Source organism: Nannocystis sp. (assembly GCF_016714285.1).
Lineage (GTDB): Bacteria > Myxococcota_A > Polyangia > Nannocystales > Nannocystaceae > Nannocystis.
Genome location: NZ_JADJNN010000001.1, coordinates 1 through 16,299, shown reverse-complemented (window position 1 = coordinate 16,299; position 16,299 = coordinate 1). Strand labels below are relative to the sequence as shown.

Annotated in this window: 10 protein-coding genes and 8 pseudogenes; 5 read left to right on the top strand and 13 right to left on the bottom strand. The window is 74.0% G+C overall.

Going from position 1 to position 16,299, the window contains the following annotated elements; all coding sequences use genetic code 11:
- Positions 1-19 precede the first annotated feature (19 nt).
- From IPJ59_RS00080 to IPJ59_RS00040, 11 genes and pseudogenes are all read right to left on the bottom strand, one after another.
- The gene (locus tag IPJ59_RS00080; RefSeq protein WP_293269194.1) at positions 20-2,620 is read right to left on the bottom strand and encodes a hypothetical protein; all 2,601 of its coding nucleotides are present in this window, start codon (positions 2,618-2,620) and stop codon (positions 20-22) included.
- 80 nt (positions 2,621-2,700) lie between these two features.
- Positions 2,701-3,897, bottom strand: a pseudogene (locus tag IPJ59_RS00075) (WD40 repeat domain-containing protein); the annotation flags it as partial.
- An 85-nt stretch (positions 3,898-3,982) separates the two neighbouring features.
- Positions 3,983-4,333: pseudogene (locus tag IPJ59_RS37385) on the bottom strand (WD40 repeat domain-containing protein); the annotation flags it as partial.
- A gap of 38 nt (positions 4,334-4,371) precedes the next feature.
- Positions 4,372-4,488 (bottom strand): annotated as a pseudogene (locus tag IPJ59_RS37380) (WD40 repeat domain-containing protein); the annotation flags it as partial.
- Between the two features lie 41 nt (positions 4,489-4,529).
- A pseudogene (locus IPJ59_RS37375) lies at positions 4,530-4,772 on the bottom strand (WD40 repeat domain-containing protein); the annotation flags it as partial.
- Positions 4,769-6,538 (bottom strand): nSTAND1 domain-containing NTPase, encoded by a 1,770-nt coding sequence (locus IPJ59_RS00065; RefSeq protein ID WP_293269191.1) that lies wholly within the window; start codon positions 6,536-6,538, stop codon positions 4,769-4,771. The gene IPJ59_RS00065 and the pseudogene IPJ59_RS37375, both read right to left, overlap by 4 nt.
- Positions 6,535-8,151 (bottom strand): CHAT domain-containing protein, encoded by a 1,617-nt coding sequence (locus tag IPJ59_RS00060; RefSeq protein ID WP_293269190.1) that lies wholly within the window; start codon positions 8,149-8,151, stop codon positions 6,535-6,537. The genes IPJ59_RS00065 and IPJ59_RS00060 overlap by 4 nt, the downstream gene beginning before the upstream one ends.
- A 415-nt stretch (positions 8,152-8,566) precedes the next feature.
- Entirely contained in the window at positions 8,567-9,421 is an 855-nt protein-coding gene (locus IPJ59_RS00055) for a hypothetical protein (protein WP_293269189.1), read from the bottom strand.
- A gap of 195 nt (positions 9,422-9,616) precedes the next feature.
- Positions 9,617-10,012, bottom strand: a pseudogene (locus IPJ59_RS00050) (tetratricopeptide repeat protein); the annotation flags it as partial.
- A gap of 376 nt (positions 10,013-10,388) precedes the next feature.
- Complete coding sequence (locus IPJ59_RS00045) at positions 10,389-11,273, bottom strand: serine/threonine-protein kinase (RefSeq protein WP_293269188.1); 885 nt, start codon at positions 11,271-11,273, stop codon at positions 10,389-10,391.
- Between the two features lie 79 nt (positions 11,274-11,352).
- Positions 11,353-12,018, bottom strand: coding sequence for a serine/threonine-protein kinase (locus IPJ59_RS00040; RefSeq protein ID WP_293269187.1), 666 nt, complete (start codon positions 12,016-12,018; stop codon positions 11,353-11,355).
- 203 nt (positions 12,019-12,221) lie between these two features.
- Here IPJ59_RS00040 and IPJ59_RS37370 point away from each other — a divergent pair.
- Positions 12,222-12,446 (top strand): annotated as a pseudogene (locus IPJ59_RS37370) (hypothetical protein); the annotation flags it as partial.
- A 2-nt stretch (positions 12,447-12,448) separates the two neighbouring features.
- Positions 12,449-12,787: a sigma factor-like helix-turn-helix DNA-binding protein gene (locus tag IPJ59_RS00030; protein ID WP_366524529.1), complete on the top strand. Its 339-nt coding sequence runs from the start codon at positions 12,449-12,451 to the stop codon at positions 12,785-12,787.
- A gap of 8 nt (positions 12,788-12,795) precedes the next feature.
- Here the strand turns inward: IPJ59_RS00030 and IPJ59_RS00025 are convergent, their stop codons facing one another.
- Positions 12,796-13,755 (bottom strand): sigma 54-interacting transcriptional regulator, encoded by a 960-nt coding sequence (locus IPJ59_RS00025; RefSeq protein ID WP_293269184.1) that lies wholly within the window; start codon positions 13,753-13,755, stop codon positions 12,796-12,798.
- Between the two features lie 31 nt (positions 13,756-13,786).
- Positions 13,787-14,050 (bottom strand): annotated as a pseudogene (locus IPJ59_RS37365) (sigma 54-interacting transcriptional regulator); the annotation flags it as partial.
- 419 nt (positions 14,051-14,469) lie between these two features.
- Between IPJ59_RS37365 and IPJ59_RS00015 the strand changes: the two are divergent.
- The 3 genes and pseudogenes from IPJ59_RS00015 to IPJ59_RS00005 form a co-directional block, all read left to right on the top strand.
- Complete coding sequence (locus IPJ59_RS00015) at positions 14,470-15,375, top strand: metallophosphoesterase family protein (RefSeq protein ID WP_293269182.1); 906 nt, start codon at positions 14,470-14,472, stop codon at positions 15,373-15,375.
- Positions 15,372-15,686, top strand: coding sequence for a hypothetical protein (locus IPJ59_RS00010; RefSeq protein WP_293269181.1), 315 nt, complete (start codon positions 15,372-15,374; stop codon positions 15,684-15,686). The genes IPJ59_RS00015 and IPJ59_RS00010 overlap by 4 nt, the downstream gene beginning before the upstream one ends.
- Positions 15,687-15,893: 207 nt before the next feature.
- Positions 15,894-16,299 (top strand): annotated as a pseudogene (locus IPJ59_RS00005) (hypothetical protein); the annotation flags it as partial.

Below are 16,299 nucleotides of genomic sequence, written 5' to 3'. Positions count from 1 at the left end.
AGATTTCAACTGTGTGCATTCACGGTTCGTCCGCGTCCGGGACGTCGTCCGCGCCGGCGGGCAGTCGCTCGACGAACTCCTCGTCTTTGGTGCCGTCCGGGTCGTCCGAGAAGAACTTCACGCCGCCGATCAGCTTGACCCGCGCGAGGCCGAGGCCGATCGGGCCCGAGTCGCCGACGATCCCGAGGCCGAGCCCGGCGGCGCGGTGCCTGGACAGCCCGGCCGAGCCGGCGGCCGCGTCGATCCCGTGCAGGAGCTCGGCGCTGCCGTCGAGCTCGACGTGCGAGCCGGCGCTGCGCGCAGCGAAGAAGAAGACGCCGTGCCCACTGAAGCGCTGCCACACGATGCGCCACGCGAACGGCCGCCAGCGCTGGCCGTCGGGGGCGCGGGCGGCGAGCAGCCGGCGCGCCAGGGAGTCCGCCGAGGTCGGCGATCCGTCGAGCTCGACCCGGGCGCACTTGAGGACGAAGCCGTCGCCGCGACCGAACTCGATCGCACGCGGGCCGAGACGTCGCCGAGGCCCGGGGACGGCGGGGACCTGACGCCGCTGGCGAAGCGCGTGAGCCGGACGTCCGCGGAGGAGAGATCGAGCCGCGACGGCAGACCACGCTCGGTAGCGAAACGCGAGCCCGAAGTCGGCGACGTTGCCGAGTCGGCGGAACACGCCGCCGTCGACGATGCCGTAGTCGCCGAGCTGGACCGCGGTGAGCACCGGCGGCCAGACCGCGCGGCAGCCGAGCGCGCCGCGCAGGGTGCTGTCGTAGAGGTCGTGGGTGCCCATGGGTGCCTCTGCCGCGGTCCGAGGCCGCGCGGCCGGTCTTGCGGTAATGGGCGGCGAGGCGCTCGAGCTCGGCGCGGGAGATACCGACGCGGGCGGCGGCGGCCTCGATCGACAGGCCAGCGACGAGCGCCTGAAGGACCGCCTCGGCTCGAGCGCGGCTGCGGTCGGCCGGCGATGCGGCGAACGAGTCCGCGCAGGTCGGTGGTCGCGCGGGCGCGCGGTGGTCGCGGGGTCGCGGTCGCAAGGTCGCAGGTCGCGGTGGTCGCGGTGCCGGGGTCGAGGTCGCGGTGGTCGCGGTGGTCGCAGGTCGCGGTCGAGGTCGTCGCGTGTGCGGGGGCGCGCTCGCTGCGTGCGCCCCGACGCGCGACGACCGACTGCGCGGCGCGGCGGTGTGGGCCGCGTCGCCGGGGCCGTGCGGCAGACGGACGGCGGGGTCGCCGAGCAGCACGTAGGCGGCGAGGTCCTGACGCAGCATCCACAGGTGGCCCATGCGGGCGGTCGAGCGCTGGCTGGGCTGGCGCGCAGATCGGGCCGCGCCTCCTGGTCGTGGAGGCTGGTCAGCTCGAGGTTGGTCTGATCGCAGAAGCGAAGCAGCTCGCGCATCGACACGCCGGCGCGGTCGCGCTTGAGCAGCGAGCGGGTGATCGCCATGTAGCGGGCGGGGCGGTTGGTGGCGCCGTCGTCGAGCTCCTGGAAGCCGTAGGTCCAGGCGAGGTCGATGTGGCCCATGAAGGCGAGCGGGCCGTCCGGGTTGGCGAGCACCGCCTGCGGCAGCGCGGCGACGAATGGCCGGTCGTGCGGCCCCGGCAGCCCGGCGAGGACGGCCTCGGGCCGACCGCGGAACTGTCCGGCGGCGGCGAGCTGGGCGAGCCAGTGTTTGTAGGCGCTGGTGTTCGGAGTGCCGGCGCCGTAGCACGCGAGCATGAACCACACGCCGCCGGGCAGGAACGGGCGGGTGCGGAGGTCGTCGCCGGTCAGCTTGCCCTCGTGGCCGAAGCTCATCGCGCCCTGGCGGCGGCGCTGCTCGTCGTGCGACTTCCAGCCGCCACGCGGGGCGCCCTCGCCGTGACTCAGGGTGAACAACACGCTCGGGTCGCCGCCGCCGACCCGCGCGAGCAGCTCGTCGGGCGAGGGCGTCATGCGGTCGCCGAACTCGACGATCTCGCGCGCCGGGTACTGGCCGCTGGCCTGGCGCCGGCGCACGACCTCGACGCCCGGGCCGACGAGCGCGCGGTGACCGACGGCGGTCGCGGCGGTCCCGTCGTGGACGGTGAAGAACAGCGAGTCGGGCTTGCCTGTCCCTTCGGACATCCGCTCCCAGCGCAGCAGCTTGTCGACGTAGGCCGCGTAGTCGTCGTCGCTGGCGAGCGCGAGGCGGCCGACGTAGCCGTCGCTGGCCTGGATCTGCTGGACCTCGAGCGAGACCTGATCGAGGTCGCCGAGGATCAGCTGGTAGCGCGGGACCTCGATGTTGAGGTCGGCGCCGGCGTCGAACTCCCGCTTCTTCCAGCGCAGCGCGGCGTCCAGCGACATGCCCGCGGGGACGCGGTAGATCTTGACGGCGTCGCCCTGCTGGGCCTGGCGGTGGTCGATGAGCGGACGGACCAGGGCGAGCAGGCGGTCGCCCTCGGGGCCCTGCGGGGCGATGACGCCCCAGCGCTGGGCTGCGAGGTCGTTCGGGTCGCCGCCCTCGTCCCAGAAGTGGCCCGCCTCGGCGGCGGGGGTGTCGTCGTCGCGGCGGTGGGGCGCGGCGGCGTCGGGCAGGCCGTCGGCGAGCACGGGGGCGTGATCGTCGGCGTGGACCATGAGGAGGTTCAAGTCGGGGGCGTGGTGCGTCACGGGCTCATGACCGGCGCACGACCCCGGCGAAGTCCGTCCGCGTTAATCAGGGGACCGCGCCGATGCGGTCAGGTAGTCGTTCACCGGCCGAACTGCGTCTCGCACTCGCGGTGCCGCGACTCGGCGTCCACGAGCAGGGCGGCGCGCTGCTCCGGGACCAGGCACACGGTCGTGGTCTCCGTGATGTTCGTGCGCAGCAGGGCGGGGTTGTCGAAGTCGGCCGCCCACACGCGCACTGTGCGGTCGTTCGAGGCGGTGACGACGCGGCGGCCGTCCGGGGCGAACGAGGCGTGGAGGACCGGGCCCTCGTGGCCGTAGAGCGTCACGACGTCGCCGGTGCCGTCGCTGCGCCAGATCTTGGCGGTGCCGTCGTCGGAGCCGGTGATGACGCGCTGGCCGTCGGCGCTGAACTCGGCCGAGCGCACGATCTTGGCGTGGCCGGCGAGCACCGCGAGCGCCCGGCCGTCGGCGCTCCAGACCCTGGCGGTGCGGTCCCAGGAGGCGGTCACGATCTGGCTGCCGTCGGCGCTGAAGGCCGCGAAGTACAGCGAGCCCTCGTGGCCGCGAAGCACCGCCACGGCCTTGCCGTCGGCCTTCCAGGTCCGAGCGGTGCGATCGTCCGCGACGGTGACGACGCGGGCGCCGTCCGGGCTGAGCGCGCCGTGGAGGACCTTTCCGGTGTGGCCGCGCAGCGGACGCGGGCGCCGCCGTCGAGGGCGAGCAGGACGGCGGTCGTCGGTGGCGGTGGTCAGCGCGCGGCGGCGGCGACGGCGACGAACTCCGGCCGGCCGGTGAGGCGCAGATCGAGGGTCTTTCGAGCGCGGGCTCGAGGCGCCAGGTCCGGGCTTGCCGTCGCGGGCGCCGGTGATGATGCGCTGGCCGTCGCCGGTGGGCGCGGCGAGTAGGACCTCGTCGCCGTGGTCCTGAGGGCGACGACGGGGCGCGCCTGGCCGCCTGCCGAGGTCCCAGACGCGCGCGCTGCGGTCGCTCGAGGCGGTGATGATGCGACGGCCGTCGGCGGCGAAGCGGGCGCTGCGGACCGCGCCGGTGTGACCGCGGAGGACGAGCTCTCCGTGCGCGTCCTCCGTGTCCCACACGCGGGCCGTGCCATCCTCGGCGGCGGTGACGATGCGCCGGCCGTCGCGTGAGAACTGGACGTCGACGACCGGCGCGGTGTGGCCGCGGAGGACCCGCGGGGTCCCTGCGCCGCCCGCGGGCCACAGCCGGGCAGTGCCATCGCGTGAGACGGTCGCCACGAGCTTGCCGCCGGGGCTCCAAGCGGGCGACGTAGATCTTGTCGGTGTGGCCGCGCAGGACCTTGAACTTGGCCTCGGTGCCGGGGGTGAGGGTCCAGACGCGGGCGGTGCGGTCGCGCGAGGCCGTGACCACGCGGTCGCCGGTCGGCGAGAACTCGGCGGCGTAGACCGCGTCGGTGTGGCCGCGCAGCACGAGCTCGCTGCCGGGCTGCGCGGGGCCGGTGACGCGGTACACGCGGGCCGTGCGGTCGTCGCCGGCGGTGACGACCCGCTCGCCGTCGGCGCTGAACGCGGCGGTGTAGACCGTGCCGTCGTGGCCACGGAGGAGCAGGGGCGGCGGATCGGCCTGTGCGAGCGCCCAGACGCGGGCGGTGCCGTCGTCCGAGGCGGTGACGACCCGGGCGCCGTCTGGGCTGAAGGCGATCGACCGCGCGGCCGCCTGGTGACCCGCGAGCACCCGCGGCGGTCGCGCCGTCGGACGGCGAACACCCGGGCGCTGCCGTCCTGCGCGGCGCTGGCGATCCGCTTGCCGTCGGGGCTGAACGCGAGCGCGACGACCGGCCCGGGGCCCTGCCGAGCGTGCGCGGCGTCCCGGCGCCGCTCGTCGACCACACGCGCACCGTGCCGTCGGTCGAGGAAGTGGCGACGCGGGTGCCGTCCGGGCTAAACACCACGCCGGTGACCTCGTCGGCGTGGCCGGTGAGCACCGTCGGCGGCGCGGCGCCGTCGATGCGCGTCAGGCGGGCGCTGTGGTCGTGCGAGGCGGTGGCGACCAGCGAGCCGTCCGGGCTGAACGCGGCCCCGACGACGTAACCATCGTGGCCACGGACGACCGCCTGGCTGGCCGGACGCTGCAGCGCCTCGACCGTGGCCGGGGTCCAGCCGCGGGTGTTCACCGGGTCCTCGACCTCGAGCAGCAGCGCGAGCGCGGCGGTCGGGTCGCTGGCCAGGACCGAGAGGGCGACGGCGAGGTGGTTGGCGTCGCGGGCCCGACGCGCCTCGTCCTCGGCGCGGCGCATGTTCTTCTCGGCGTTGCTGCGCTGGTGCTCGGCGTCGCGGGTGGCCCGGCGCTGGCCGACGAGCGCGGCGGTGGCTTTTCCTCGGCGGCGACGGCGGCGCGTCGCTGCGTCTCGGCGATCGTCTTCTGCTCGAGGGCCTCCTGCGCGGCGGCGTCGGCGGCGGCCTTGGCGGCCTGCTCGGCGGCCAGCGATTCCTCGGCGCGCTGTTTGGCGGCGATCGCCTCGCGGCTCGCGTCGTTGGCCCGGTCGCGTTCGGCACGCGCGGCGTCCTCGGCCTGGCGCGCCTCGCCCTCGGCCTGCAGGGCCCGCTCGGCCTCGCTGCGCGCGACCTGCTGCTGCGTCCACGCGAACACCCCGAGCCCCGCCGCCAGGACGCCGAAGGCTGCGACGACCGCGACGACCTTCCGGGCGCGCCGGGTCTCGGCCTGCGCGGCCAGCAGCTGCTCCTGGGCGGCCCGCTGCTGGGCCGCACGCTCGCGCTCCCGGGTCAGCTCGGCCACGCGGGCGAGCCGCTCCTGCTTGCGGTCATGGACCTTCTTCGCCAGCCAGTCGTGGCCGAGCTCGAAGTAGCGGGTCCCGCGGTGCTGCTCGGCGCGAAGAATCGCGGCGCGCTCGAGGTTGGTGAGGATCGTGTCGAGCTCGGCGCTCGAGACGAGGCCCGAGGCGCGCGCGGCCTCCTCGGTCAGCAGCGTGCGCGTGCCGTCGGCGGCGATCAGGTGGTCCTCGAGCAGGCGCTCGGCGGGGCCGCGGAGCGGGCCGAGGGCGGCGAGCGTGTTCTCGAGGTAACCGAACAGGATCGGCTCGGCCTGCACCGGCAGGTCGACGCGGGTGGCCGCGTCCTGGCCGGCGCGCTCGACGAACAGCGCGCGGCAGACGATCTGGGCGAAGGCGGTCTGGACCTCGGCGTCGTCGCTCTCGCTCTGCCCGGGCACCCGCACCTGCAGCATGAGCGTCCGCATCGCCGCGCCGGACCAGACCTGCGGCGGGACTCCGTCGGCGGCGGCGTGGCAGACGGCGCCGACGATCTCGCCGACCGTCAGCGGCCCGAGGCGAAAGCCGTTCTCGAGCAGGCGATGGCGGCCGCGGGCGCGATCGCGGAAGCGGCCGAGGTAGTCCTCGCGCATCGCCAGCACCAGGTGCAGCCCGCGCAGCGGCCGCTCGGCGAAGCGGTCGAGCCAGTCGAGGAAGGCCTCGACGCTGGCGGTATCGCGGTGCGGCAGCAGCAGCTGCTCGATCTGATCGAGGTAGATCAGGATCGGCCGATCCGAGCGGCGAAACGCCTGGCGCACCGTCCACTCGACCGACTCGTAGAGGCCGAGCGAGGGGTCCGGCGCGGCCAGCTTGAGCTGCGCGTGCAGGGTGTACAGCAGCCACGCGACCGGGTCCTCGTCGGCGGGCCAGCCGTCGATCGCCACGTGGCGAAAGTCGTAGTTCTCGTCGAGCTCGGGGATCACCGCGGCCTGCATGACCGACGACTTGCCCGCGCCCGACGGTCCGAACAGGGCGACGCAGCGGTGGGCCAGGATCGTGCTGGCGAGCTCATGGCCGACCGCCTCGCGGCCGTAGAAGCGGGCCCGGTCGCTCGTGCGGTACGGCTGCGGGCCCGGGAACGGGTTGATGCTCGCGCCGGTCTCGTCGCTCATGGCCGGTCTCCTCGCAGCGCCGCGACCAGCGCCTCGGCCGGCTCGTGGACGACGGCGAAGTGCCCGGTCCCCGGCAGGCCTGCGCCGCGCTTCTCCCAGATCTCGTCCTCGCTCTGGCCGTCCGCCAGCACGGCGAGACTGCCGACCGGCGGCGGCCGCTGGTCGAAGAGCCAGCGCAGCAGCATGCGGTGGCGCCAGTCGAGCGCCGACACGCCGACGCACAGCACCGGCCGCGTGCGCAGCCAGCCCATGATCATGTTCTCCCACTCGGGTGGCACGATGTAGCGCAGCTCGAACAGACCCTGGATGTGGTCGTCCTCGGTCAGCTGGGGGCTCATCAGCATCGGCTGCGACTCCGGCGAGTAGCCGCCGTACAGCCGCAGGACCACGAAGGCCTCCTCGAGCTTGAGGCGCGGCAGCGACTCGACCTCCTCCCAGTCGTCGCTGCCCGTGGTCCGCACCATGATCAGGCGGCGGTCCTCGTGTCCCGGCGGTCCGGGCTGGATCACGTAGAGCGGTTTGCCTGGGTGGTGGCGGGCGATCGCGTGCTCGAGCAAGGGCAGCCACAGCAGCGTCGTGTGCACGCCGGGCCGCAGGTGCGGGGCGAGGGCGTCGATGATCGCCGGGGCGTCGTGGCGGCTGTGGACCGCGAGCAGGATCTTCTGAAACAGGCGGTCGAGCTTCAGCCGCCCGCCCTGCAGCGCGTAGCGCTGGGCCAGCGAGAACAGCGGCGTGTGGGCCTCGGCCGGCTCGTTGATCTTGAGCGCCTCGAGCAGGGCCTCGCGCAGCCGCGCGCGGATCTCGACCGTGGCCTCGTCGTCCCAGGCCTCTCCGAGGATCAGCGAGAACGGCCCCTGCAGCAGCGTGCGCAGGGCCGCGGGCAGCTCCCCCGTCGCCCGCGAGCCGCGGGCGCTGACCTTCGGCGGCTTCAGGCGGCGCTCCTCGAGGTCGAAGAGCCGCGCGTCCGGGCCGCGCAGATACAACACCGGCGAGAAGCCGTCGGCGCTGCTCGCCAGCAGCGTGCGCCGCGACGCCTGCATGCTCGCGCCGACGTCGCCGCCGCCGACGCGCGCGCCGATCAGGTGGGTGTAGAAGTCCTGGGCCGCGGCGCGGGCGACCTCGGCGCGGACAGGCCACAGGTGAGCCACGACCGCGTCGACGCCCGAGCGCGCGAGCAGCTCGGCCGCGCTGGCGAACACCCCGGGCCGCGCGCCCGAACATGCCTGCAGGTACACGATCCGCAGGGTGTCGAAGCACGCGCGCAGCTCCTCGGCGAACACCTCGATCGGCAGCAAGGTCTTCTCGCCGTCGGCGTCGTCGGCGAGGCGGATGACCGGGTTGCGCTGGGCGTCGAAGCCGCCATGGCCGAGGAAATGCAGCACGTGCGGGCTCGGCCCCGATCGCAGGCGCTCGAACAGCACCGGGTTGCGCGCCGCGTCGCCGGCGATCGCCGCCAGCAGCGTGACTGCGCCCGACGCGACGTGCTCCGCGAGCACCGCCTCCGAGGCCCTCGAGGGCCGCGCGGTCGGGGATCGCCAGGACCGGCAGGACGACGAGCGAGCGCCGCAGCTCGCGTGGCTGCCACGGGTCGACCGAGTTGACGCCGCGGGCAAGCAGAACGTCGGCGGCGCCGGCGAGGAAGCCGTGGCTCGACTGCGGGCGGCACATCGCCTCCCACGGGACCGCCTGCAGGTTCGCGTCCTCGATCATCAGGCGCACGAGCAGGCGCTGCTTCTGGTCGGCCGCGACCCCGGCGAGGCGGACGTAGAGGTCGCGGATCTCGCCGGCGAACAGCGCCTCGTGCAGGCCCTGCGCCTGCGCGAGCGCCTCATCCTCGAGCGACTGGACGCGGGCGATCGCGTTGCCGACGTTGACGCGAAACGACATCAGCTTCGCCGCTGTGAACCCGCCGCCGAGCTCCTGCTCGCGGGCCCGCTCGCCGCGGCAGCCGCGGGCCGACACGCGGACCGCGTCGCCTTGCGTGCGTATCTCGAGTTCCATCCACAGCATGTCGTTCACAATTCCTCGCTAGAACCGGCCCAGGAGCGTCAGGCCGAAGCCGGTCCGCGACGCGGTCGGCACCAGCTCCACTTGCCTCGCCTCTCGCTGCTTCTTGCGGCCGAGCGCCAGCAGGACCGCGCCGGTCACCAGCATCGTCCCGCCGGTCACCGCACCGGCGATCACCAGAGCGTTGCCCGCGTTACCCCGAGCGAGCAGCGGGTCCAGCTCGCCTCGCCTGGACTCGCGGCATGCATCGTCGAGGCACGGGAGGCTCCAGTCGTCGCCCTCCGCCAGCTTGTTCGCCTTGAGCGCCGCGATCCCGCCGTCGGCGGCCCGCCCGAGCCCGAGCCCTGCGCCCATGAGCGCGACCCCGGCGACGCCGAAGCCCGTCAGCACCGCGCCGGAGGTGGTGAACGCCCGGCTCTGGCGGCGCGCTCTGGCGGCGCGCTCGCGCCGGGCTGTGGCGGCCCGGGCCGCATCCTCGGCCCGCATCTTCTCCTCGACGGTGATGATCGCGTTGATCACGAGGACCCGCCGCTCCTCGGCGGCGGCCCGGCCCTGCTCGTCGAGCAGCTCGAGCGGCCCGAGGTAGCGGTCGAGCAGGCCCTTGGCGCGGCGCAGGCGCTCGAGGTCGCCGTCGCGGGCGAAGCCCGCCTCGTGGGCGTCGACGATGGTGAGCAGCACCTCGGCGCGCGCGGGTGCATAGCCGGGGTCCACGGGGATCTGCGCGAGCGCGGCCTCGAAGCGGGCGATCGCTCCGTCCGTGTCGCCGTCGGCGAGCCGGCGCTCGGCCTCGGCGAGGGTCACGCTCGCGGCGTCCATGTCGGTCGCGGGGCTGGCCGCCGTTGGCCGGGCGACCCCGAGGAGCAGCGCGAGGAGCATCGCTCCTCCTCCGCGCCGCTTCGATCCGATGGCAGTGTGTCTCACGGCGCCTCTGTGGACTGGACCCCCGGAGCGCCGCTGCGTTAAGTCAGACCGTGGCGATCACGTTCGGGAGCGCCCGGCCGTTGTCGAGATCGTCATCCACGGCGGCGCTGCGGACTGGACGGAGCCGCCTTGCCGAGCCGGACGTCGCGGTCAGGGAGCGTGCTGCTGCAGCCACGCCTCGACCCGCGCGAGGTCGTTCGCGCTGCCGGGCCCGGCGCCGCGAAATCTGTCGCGGGCGACCATGGCAAGCTCGAGCGCCCGGGCGCGCTCGCCGTCGGCCCACAGCACCTTCGCCAGCCCGAACTGGCTGCCCGCCAGCTTGGCGGGTTCGCCGGTCCGCTCGCGCAGCGCGACGGCCCGCTCGAGCTCGACGCGCGCGGCGGCGAGGTCCCCGAGCGCGAGGTGTGACAGTCCGAGCCCGTGCAGGTGGTACCCGAGCGCCGGGTGCTCGGGCCCCTGCGCGGCCTCGCGGATGAGCAGCGCCCGCTGGTACGGCTCCAGCGCCGCCGCGTGATCGCCCTGGTTGCGCAGCACGGTGGCGATGTTGTTGAGCGTGGTCGGCGATCGTGGGGGTCGTCCTCGCCGAGCGCGGGCTCATAGATGGCGAGCGCGCGGCGGTAGTGGTCGAGGGCCTGCGGGTAGGCGGCCTGCTTGAGGTGGATGGACCCGATCGAGTTGAGCAGCGAGGCCTCGCGCACCGTCCCGTGCATGTCGAGGCGGGTGATCAGGGCGACGCCGATCCTGCCCCAGACGTGGCCCTCCTCGGGTCGGCCGAGCGCCTGGCCGAACAGGTGGCTCAGCTTGGCGGCCGCGCCCAGCATCCCGAGCTCGTCGCCGGCGGTTGTCGCGTCGATGTACGACTGCTCGAGCGTCGCGCGGGCCAGCGCGTAGTCGCCGCGCTCGGCCTGTCCGGAAACCGATCTCAAGGCGAACCTGTGCGATCGTCGGCAGCCACCCGATCGCCTGCGCATCCACCAGCAGCGCCAGCGCCTGGGCCAGCGCGCCTCCTCGGCGCGCCCGCGAGGCGCCGCGAGACGACCCCGCCGAGGCGCAGCTGCACGTCGGCGACCCGGGCGCGCAGCTCCGCTGGCACGCGCGCCTGGCGGGCGAGCACCACGTCGTCGAGGCACAGCGAAGGCCGCGGCAGCCCGGCGGCGGCCGTCGACGCCATCGGCAGGGTCCGCTCGTCGACCAAGTTCCAAGCGTCGAGCAGGCCGGCGAACACGGCCCGGCCCTCGTCGAGGCACGCGGCGATCGACGTGTAGACGGCCGCGTCGCGGCTGCCTTCGACGCGAGCCTCCATGCACACGCGAAGCGCGAGCGCCGACCACTCGCGGGCGTAGCCGTCCATCCACGGGCGGGTGTGCGACCAGTCGGCCGCGGCGTGGCTGCGGCCGGTGGCGAGGAAGCGACGCTCGAGCGTGGCGGCGACGCCGTCGTCCCAGTCGGCCTCGATCGCCGCGCCGGTGGCCTCGCAGCCGGCGACCGCCGCGTCGTGCACACGGCCGCGTTCGAGCAGGACGCCGCCGCCGACCGCCAGCGCGATCAGGACGCCGCCCCCGACCACCAGCGCGGTGCGTCGCCTCGGGGCCGGATCGCGGGCGAGGGCGGCCAGCAGCGCGGTCATCGTCGGCCAGCGGTCGCACGGCTCGCACGCGAGGCCGCGGACGAGGACGAGGCGCAGCCAGGTCGGGACCTCGCGGCGCACCGAGACGGTGAACCTGCCGGCGAGGATCGCGGCCTCGACCGCGGCCGAGTCCCGGCCGATGAACGGGCGCTCGGCGTGAAGCGCCTCCCACAGCGACACGCAGAAGCTGAACTGGTCGCTACGCGCGTCGGTCTCTCGCCCCGCGAACTGCTCGGGGGCATGTGGCCCGGGGTGCCCATCACCGCGCCGATCTGGGTGAGGCCATCTGCAGGACCCCGGAGGACGCCGAGATGCGAAGCGACTCGTTCGGCCCGGCGCCGCGGACCAGGCCGAAGTCAGTGACGAGCACCCGCCCGTCGCGGTGGATCATCACGTTGTCGGGCTTGAAGTCGCGGTGAATCAGACCCTTGACGTGCGCAGCGGCCAGCCCGCGACCCGCCGCGGTGAACACCGCGAGGAGCTCGGCGCGCGAGCGCGGCTGCTCGCTGCACCAGCGTCGCAGCGTGATCCCGTCGATGAATTCCATGGCGAGGAACGCCTGCCCGTCGAGGTCGCCGATCTCGTAGATCTGGACCACGTTCGAGTGTGACAGCTGCGCGAGCGCCTGGGCCTCGCGCAGCAGTCGGCGCTGGGCCCACGGATCGCCGCGGGCGTGCAGCACCTTGATGGCGACCTTGCGGTCGAGCTTCTCGTCGTACGCCGCGTACACCACGCTCATCCCGCCGCGGCCGAGCTCGTGCAGCAGCGCGTAGTGGCCGAGGCGGGTCGCGCCGCCGCCGAGGAGCTCACCCGCGGGGGCGTCCGGCGCGGCGGCGATGTTCGGCGCCGCGGGCACGAGGGTGGGGCAAGACGCCAGATCCGGGACCTCCACGGTCTCAGCGTGACCCACCGCGAGTTCGGCCATCGCGTCATGGTGGCAGATTACTCGTCACCTGTCCCGGTGTCACGAAGGGAACAGTACCGGCGGGCACGGCACAGTCTCCGGAGCAGTCCGGCGGCGTGACGACGCGGTTCGTGGCCGCGCCGCGGCCGAGTAGTCTGACGGAGCGCCAGGCCCTGCGCCTGCGATCCGCCGTCTGGTACGGCGATTGCTCAGGGGCAGCTGTGATGTCTGATGGCTGCCCTGCTTCCGTGAATCCTCTCGCGACGTCAGGTACGGACGGTGATGCTGCGTTCTGGCGCGGTTTCTTCGTCCACCGCGATCTGTTCTTCAAGATGTGCGCGCGCTGGCTCGGCGGGAACCGCCACGACGCCGAGGACGCGATCAGCCGCGGCACGCTGCGCGCGCTCGACTACCACCGCCGCCACCCGGGCAAGATCGAGAGCTTCCGCCCGTGGATGCTGCGGCTGCTGCAGAACCTGTGCGCCGACATCCGCGAGGCGCAGGATCGGCTCACCGCGTTTCCGGGTGGGGACGAGGAGGACGAGCCCACGCTCGCCTGCCCGCCACGGGCCCCGACCGGGCGGTATACAGCCACGAGCTCCGCGGCGCTCTCGACGATGCCGTGGCCAGCCTGCCCGCGTGGCTGCACTCGGTCTTCTGCATGCGGATCATCGACGAGGTGCCGTACCCGGACGTCTGCCAGCAGTTCAAGATCTCGCCGGTCAACGCGCGTCAGCGGATCCAGCAAGCCCGCCGTCACCTGCGATCGCGGCTGAGCCGCTTCACCTGAGGTCGACGTCACGGCCTCAGCTTGAGCTCGCGGAGACGCAGCTGCAGCGCCCGCACCGACACCTGCAACGCGCCCGCGACCCTGCCGAGGTCGCCGCCCTCACGCGCGAGCGCGGCGGCCAGCGCCTCGGGGGCCAGGTCCCGCGCCTTGTGGACGTGCTCGCTCTGGGCGATGCGGGCGTAGAGCACCTTGCGCGACACGCCGAGGGCGCGGGCGGTCGCGCTGATCTGCCAGCCGTGCGCCTCCATCGCCGCAAGCAAGGCGTCTTCCGAGAGGTCGTTCGCCGGGTGGCTGGCTCGACCCTGGGATTGCTCCGAGACAGCTGCTGACGCCGCACTCGCCACGGGCCCGTCATCCGTACTCAATTGCGCCGCGAGCTCGCTCAGTGGCTGGCCGGTGAGCAGCATCCCGACCATGCGCCGCGCCGTGTTGCTGAGCTGGCGCACGTTGCCGGGCCAGTCGTGGTGCAGCAGCGCCGCCATCAACCGCGTCGGCAGCCACACCGAGGTGTCGGCGCCGAGCTCGACGAGGCGAGACGCCTGGCCCGCGCGGTGCAACTCGTGCTCGAGGAAGTGGACCAACAGGCGAGGGATGTCGTCGCGACGCTCGCGCAGCGGCGGCACGCGGAGCTCGTAGGCGCCGAGTCGGTGGAGCAGCGACACGCGGAAGTCGCCCTGCAGGACGGCCCTCTCGAGGTTGGCGTCGGTGGCCGCGAGCAGCCGGACGTCGACCCGCCGGCCCGGTCGACCGCCGACCGGCTGGACCTCGCCGGTCTCGAGCGCCCGCAGCAGCATGACCTGGACCTCGATCGGCGCCTCGCCGATCTCGTCGAGGAAGAGCGTGCCGCCGTCGGCCTCGCGGAAGTAGCCCTCGCGCTCCTGGACCGCACCGTGAACGCCCCGCGGGCGTGCCCGAACAGCTCGGCGACCGCGGTATGGGGTTGAGCGCCGCCATGTTGAGCGCGACATACGGCCGGGCCGCCCGCGGAGAGGCGGCATGGATCGCCCGGGCGACCAGTTCCTTACCGGTGCCGGACTCGCCGCGGATCAGCACAGCGCTCGCCAGCGCAGCGGCCCGCAGGATCTCGACGCGGACCTTGTGGATCGCGGCGCTCTCGCCGACGAGGCCGTACTTCGGCAGCGTCTCGTCGATGGCCGCGGCGGTGTGGAGCAGGACGACGACGCGCCCCGGACAGCTCGATGACGACGCCGCGGCGCAGCGCCTCCTGCCCGCAGGCGTGCGGGGCACGCAGCGGGGCGCCATCGACGAACACGGGCGCGCCCTTCCTGTCCGGCGGCACGAGCATGACCTCGCCGCCGCCGTGTGGGACCAGGCGGAGCGGCGTGCGGCTGACATGAGGCTCGTCGATCGGGCCGACGAGTCGGCCGTCGCAGGTGCGAAAGTCGGGCCCGAGCCGCGAGAGGTCGACCGACAGACCCTCCGTGAGGTCGACGAGCCTGCAGTGCTCGCCGACCCGGCGCAGCAGCGGGTGCGCGGCGATCGTCAAGGCCGGCAGCGGCGGACGCGACGCGGCGATGCCGGACGCGGGCGGCGGCTGTGTGGTGTCCGGGAAGACTATCCGGGGCTTCATCGCGGCACGTGGCGCCATGGCCGGCGCACGTGTCACTCGAGGATACGACTTTCACGGAGACGGGACTGCGGGGTCTTGCTTGCAGGACAGCATGCGCACTCTCGTCATCGGTGACATGCACCTCGGTTGCGGTGCGTGTCCGAACATCTTCTCGGGGGCGCGCGCCTTCGAGGCGCTGCTCGCGGACGTGGCCGCGCTGCCGACCCGCGTCGTGCTCAACGGCGACACCTTCGACTTCCTCGCCCACGACGCGCCGCTCGGGGCCAGCCACGAACAGGTGATGCACATGTTCACGGAGGACCCGACGAACGGCGCCCTGCTCACAGCCCTCGGCCGCGTCCTCGAGCGAGGCGGCGCGCTGGTCTTCCGTCGCGGCGAGCACGACCTCGCGCTCGCCGACCGCGACGTGCAGGCGGTCCTCGTGCGTGCGATCTCCCGGAGCGACGCGAACGCGACGCAGATCAGCTTCGCCGCGGGTCGCGGCCCGACCCTGCTCTCGATCGGCGGCGTGCGGGTGATCGTCACCCACGATGTCCAGAACCGCGACGACGCGGCGACCCGCCAGCTCGCTATCCGCCTCCTCAACCCGCTCCGCCGACAGTACGGCGTCGGCTACGCGGACCTGCTCCGGCCGCGCTACACGGACGCCGTGGTCGCCGCGCTCGCGGTCAACCCGACCGCCGCGAAGCTCGTGTTTCGCCTCGTCGACGGGCATGCGCCTGAATCGGACCTCGACGACCTCTTGCGGCGGTCGCTGGTGTTCGACCGGGCGGGCCTGTCGGCGCGCGAGCGAGAGGTCCTGGCCAGCGCCCTCGATCCCACGATCGTCACCAGCATGAGCCCCGAGGACTGCGAGATCCTCGAGCAGGCCCGCGTCAGGCTGCTCCGCCACGTGCTCGACCGCGGCGCCCTGACGGACGAGGGCCCGCGCCGCCTCGCCGGCGCCGAGTGGGCCGCCGCGCGTCGCCTGGCCGACGCTTCCAGGCCAGCGCGGTGATCGTCGGCCACTCGCGCGCCGTCGGCTGGCGCAGCGAGGCTGCACTGACCGCGGTCGACATCGGCACGTGGACCTGGCTGGTCGATCCGCCGGCGCGGGGCAGCGGGGACGCGGTCTGGCGGGCCACGCTAGCGACCTGGCAGCGCGCCGTGCGGATCGGCGGGGCCCCGGGCGAGCCGCTGCACCGGCGATGGACCGCCGCGCTGCTCGAGCCGCGACGGAGCGGAGGAGCCCGGCTCGCGCTCGTCGAGTGGCATGCGGACGGCCTCGCCTGCCTACGGGAGTGCTGGCTGCCAGTGTCTGCGACCTGATGACGGCGCTGCCCTTCGTTGACTGCATGGAACCTCGCTCACGCACGAGGCGCCGGTGCCGTCGCATCGCCAAGTCGCGGCGCTGCGGCCCGCGATGCGGCGCCGGCTTGAAGCTGCCGCGGTCGGGGCCTCCCGGTGAAGCCGACGACGAGCGCACCACCGCGGCTTAACGATCTGCGGCGCACCCGGTCCTGGTCCGGGTGCGGCGTGTGTGCCGTGCGCGTCGTCGTGATGACCACCACCGATCCCACGGACCTCGGCCTCCTGCTGTGTGACGCGGACGAACGCGCCCCCGTGCTCGCCAGCGGCCTGCCGGAGTCGGCCCTGCTCGGCGTGCCGGCGCCGGAGCGCGGCCCGCCCGGCAAGGACTCGCTCCACCTCGAGGCCCTCGACCGCGACCCGAACGACCTCCAGGCCCAGCGCTGGGCGGTGATCGCACCCGAGGGCGAGGTCGGCGACGCCGCGATCGCGGCGGTCCGCGCACTCATCGAGCACCGGCGCGATCAGCAGGGCGCCGACCCGGCGATCTTCCGCGTCCCGGATGGGATGGACGTCGCCACGTCGCTGCGCTGGAAGCACGACGTCCTGCGCGCCGAGGACGTGCCCGCCGACG